Origin of the sequence: Immundisolibacter sp. (assembly GCF_028696615.1) — a bacterium.
Lineage (GTDB): Bacteria > Pseudomonadota > Gammaproteobacteria > Immundisolibacterales > Immundisolibacteraceae > Immundisolibacter.
This window is the reverse complement of record NZ_JAQVGQ010000234.1, coordinates 1-3,766: the sequence shown is the minus strand read 5'-3', so window position 1 is coordinate 3,766 and position 3,766 is coordinate 1. Positions and strand designations below refer to the sequence as shown.

Here is a 3,766-nt window from a genome sequence, read left to right as displayed (position 1 = left end):
TTGCCGCACCCGATCGACGGTCGGCCGCTCACGTTCGAGGCGCCGCTGCCGGCCGACATGGCGCAGCTGCTGCAGGTGCTGGCGGGTGATTCGGACCCCGCCGGTGCCTGAACCGGGCCTGGTCACGCCCGACTGGCCGCTGCCGCCCGGTGTGCGGGCGGCCAGCACCACGCGCCTGGGTGGCGTGAGCGTGGGTCCCTACCAGGGTTTAAACCTCGGCGATCACGTCGGCGACGACCCGCGCGCCGTGGCCGCCAACCGCGCCGCGCTGGCCCGTGCGCTGGGTCTGCCGGCGGCGCCGGCGTGGTTGACGCAGGTACACGGCAGCGCCGTGGCGGGACCGGACGATCCACCCGGTTGCCGCGCCGACGCCCGTTATGCCGACCGGCCGGCGGTGGTGTGCGCGGTGCTCACCGCCGATTGCCTGCCGCTGCTGCTGTGCAGCGCCGACGGGCGCGAGGTGGCGGCGGTGCACTGCGGCTGGCGCGGCCTGGCCGGCGGCATCGTCGGCGCCGCCGTGGCGCGCTTCAGCGCCGCGCCGGCGGCGCTGCGCGCCTGGCTCGGTCCGGCCATCGGCCCGGCCGCCTTCGAGGTTGGCGACGAGGTGCGCGCGCGCTTCCTGCAGGCCGACGCCGGCGCCGTGGCCTGTTTTACCGCCACGCGCCCGGGGCACTGGCTGGCCGATCTGGCGGCGCTCACGCGCCGGGCGCTGGCCGGCGCCGGCGTGCGGCAGGTGTACGGCGGCGGGGAGTGCACCGCCAGCGATGCGGCGCGGTTTTATTCCTACCGCCGCGACGGCGTGACCGGGCGCATGGCCAGCCTGATCTGGCGCGAACGCTGACGGCGGGTGCCGTGCGCGGTGCCCTGTCGCAGGGTTAACCTTCACGCATGACGTGGATGCGGCGCCTGTCGATCGTGCTCGTGTTGCTGGCTGGCGTGCTGGCCGGTGCCGCCGTGTTGCTGCCGCGCCTGCTGGATGCCGACACGCTGCGCACCATGCTGATTGTGGCCGCACGCCATCACACCGGCCGCGAACTGACGGTGACCGGCGATATCCACTTCGCGGTGCTGCCGCGGCCGGCGCTGGTGTTGCCGCGGCTGACGCTGGCCGATGCCGCGGGTTTCGGGCCGGAGCCGTTCGCCAGCATCGACGGGGCGCGCATCAACCTGCGCCTATGGCCGCTGCTGCGGGGGCGGCTGGCGATAGCGAGCGTAGCGGTCGACCGCCCGCAGCTGCGCCTGACGGTCGACGCCGGCGGCCACGCCAACTGGGCCGACCTGCTCCCGGCGCCGAAGCCTGCGGCCGGCGTGCCGCCGTCGTCAGGTGGCGCCGGCATAGTCGAGCGACTAGCCGGGCGTGTGCAGGTCGGGCAGCTCGCGCTGCATGATGCCGATGTCCTGTGGACTGACCGGCGCAGCGGGCGCTGGGCGCGGCTGCGTGATCTCGACCTGTCGCTGCAGGGTCTTGATCCGGCCGAGCCGCTGCCGCTGGCCGCGCGCGGCGTGCTGGAGGCGGGTGACCCGCCGCGCAGCGCCGAGTTCGACCTTGCCGCCAGCGTGCGGCCCGGGCGCGACGGCATCTGGCGCGCGCCGGACCTGCGCATCGACGCCGTCCTCGGCGGGGCGCCGCTGCGCGAGCCGCTCCCGCTGCGCCTGGCGGCCGAGGCCGGTCTCGATCCCGCCCGCTCGCGGCTGCGGTTGCGGCGCCTGAGGCTGGCGGGCGAGTCGCTGCAGGCGCGGGGTGAACTGACGGCCGCGCGCGGTGACGATGCGGTGCCCGTCGTGGGCGCGCAGTTGCAGATCGAACGACTCGATGCCCGGGCGCTGGCCGGCCGCCTGGGCGTGGCGCTGGCCACCGCCGATCCGGCCGCCCTGACGCAGGCCAGCGGCGACATCGAGCTCGGCATCCGGGGCGGGGACATCAACATCGCCCGCCTGGACCTGAGTGTCGACGACGCCCACTGGCGCGGCGCCGCCCGCTTGGGGCTGCCGGACAGGAGCGCCCGCTTCGCCCTCGAGGCCGATCGACTCGACCTCGACCGTTACCTGCCGGTCGTGCCCGCACCATCCGCCACCGCGCCGGGGTCGGCGCAGACCGCGAGCCCGGCCGGCCTGCTGCGCCGCCTGGCGCGCCTCGACCTCGACGGGACGCTCGACGTAGCGGCCCTGACCGTGCGCGGCCTGCGGCTCGAGCAGGTCGCGCTCGGCGTGCGGGCGGCGGACGGCCGCGTCGCCCTGCAAGCGCTGCGCGCCGGTCTGTATGGCGGCCGCGCCGAGGCGACCGTGCAGGCCGACGCGCGCGTGGCCGATCCGGCGCTGCATTTCAAGTTGACCGTCGAGGATGCCGCGGCGGGTCCGTTGCTGGCGGCGCTGACTGGCCGCGAGACCCTGCGGGGGCGCCTTGCCCTGGCCTGCGAGGCGACGGCGGCCGTGGCCAGCGGCGCGGCGTTGCTGCGCAGCCTGCAGGGCACGGCGCGCCTGGATCTGCACGACGGCGTGCTCGAGGGCATCAACGTCGACCGGGCGATTTGTCTGGCGCGCGGCGCCGGCGGCCGCGGCAAGTCGGCCGAGGCCTGCGATGCCAGTGCAGACACGCGCATTGCGGCACTGCACATGACAGGGCCGATCAGCGACGGGGTATGGCGCAGTGATGAGCTGATCCTCGAGCAGCAGCGTCGCCAGGCGGGCCATGTCTACCGCCTGACCGGGGCCGGCACGCTGGACCTGCCCAGCGGAGCGCTCGACTACCGCCTCACAGCCGCCGCCGTACGCCGCGACGGCGCCACCGCCGTCGCGCAGGAAGCGCCGCTGCTGGTCCGCGTCCAAGGTCGCCCGGGCGAGGTCAGGGTGTGGCCGCAGCTGGGAGAAGCCGCGCGCCGCCGCCAGGACCAGGGGGTGCCGGCCCGCGGCGGCGCCACCGGCACGCGCCGATCGCCCGGCCCGTCGTCTCGGTGAGGGGATCGAAGTCCGGTGTCGCTGGTGCGCCGGCCGCGGTGGCCGGCGCGCGGCGTGCTGGGGGCGGTTCTCGAACCAGGCGGCGCGGGTGCTTGCCGGCACGGAAACTCGCTAGCTAGAATGCCCGTCCCTGCGGGTGTAGTTCAATGGTAGAACGGGAGCTTCCCAAGCTCTCAGCGAGGGTTCGATTCCCTTCACCCGCTCCACGATTCAGCGGTCGCGTGTGGTGTCGTCGGTGCGGCGCGTGTCGACGAGGCGGCATGCGGGCGGCGGCGTCGGTGGTCAATGCACCCATTGACGGCGACGAAAATGGCCAAGATAATGAGCGGCTATTTCCCTGGAGGGGTTCCCGAGCGGTCAAAGGGATCAGACTGTAAATCTGACGGCTCAGCCTTCGGAGGTTCGAATCCTCCCCCCTCCACCATTTGGATCCTCCCGTCAACCGCCGTTTCGATGGCGGTTCGCGGTGCCGGTAAGGTGCCGGTGCGGGTGTAGTTCAATGGTAGAACTTCAGCCTTCCAAGCTGATAGCGTGGGTTCGATTCCCATCACCCGCTCCATATTTTCACCGGGGACGAACGCGCTCACGTAGCTCAGTCGGTAGAGCACTTCCTTGGTAAGGAAGAGGTCGCTGGTTCGATTCCAGTCGTGAGCACCAGTTGGTTTTCATGCAGCGCCGCAGCGTCGGTACGTCAGTCCATCAGAGGTTAGGGCATGTCCAAGGCCAAATTTGAGCGAACCAAGCCGCATGTGAACGTCGGGACGATCGGTCACGTGGATCACGGCAAGACCACGCTGACGGCGGCGCTGAC

3 protein-coding genes and 4 tRNA genes are annotated in these 3,766 nt (G+C 72.9%); all 7 read left to right on the top strand.

Features of this window, described 5'->3' with window-relative positions:
- Positions 1–103 precede the first annotated feature (103 nt).
- Complete coding sequence (pgeF, locus tag PHC73_RS12305) at positions 104–841, top strand: peptidoglycan editing factor PgeF (protein ID WP_300128692.1); 738 nt, start codon at positions 104–106, stop codon at positions 839–841.
- A gap of 56 nt (positions 842–897) precedes the next feature.
- Complete coding sequence (locus PHC73_RS12300; protein ID WP_300128690.1) at positions 898–2,955, top strand: AsmA family protein; 2,058 nt, start codon at positions 898–900, stop codon at positions 2,953–2,955.
- Positions 2,956–3,087: 132 nt separating this feature from the next.
- Positions 3,088–3,161 (top strand) — tRNA-Gly (locus PHC73_RS12295).
- A gap of 133 nt (positions 3,162–3,294) precedes the next feature.
- Positions 3,295–3,379: transfer RNA gene (locus PHC73_RS12290), tRNA-Tyr, on the top strand.
- Between the two features lie 61 nt (positions 3,380–3,440).
- Positions 3,441–3,514 (top strand) — tRNA-Gly (locus PHC73_RS12285).
- 22 nt (positions 3,515–3,536) lie between these two features.
- A tRNA-Thr gene (locus tag PHC73_RS12280) sits at positions 3,537–3,612 on the top strand.
- Positions 3,613–3,668: 56 nt separating this feature from the next.
- On the top strand, positions 3,669–3,766 hold a 98-nt coding region (locus PHC73_RS12275), incomplete at its 3' end, for a GTP-binding protein (RefSeq protein ID WP_300128694.1).

Excerpts from the sequence above, each read along its gene's own strand:
- PHC73_RS12300 (WP_300128690.1), top strand. The coding sequence starts at position 898 with ATGCGGCGCCTGTCGATCGTGCTCGTGTTGCTGGCTGGCGTGCTGGCC.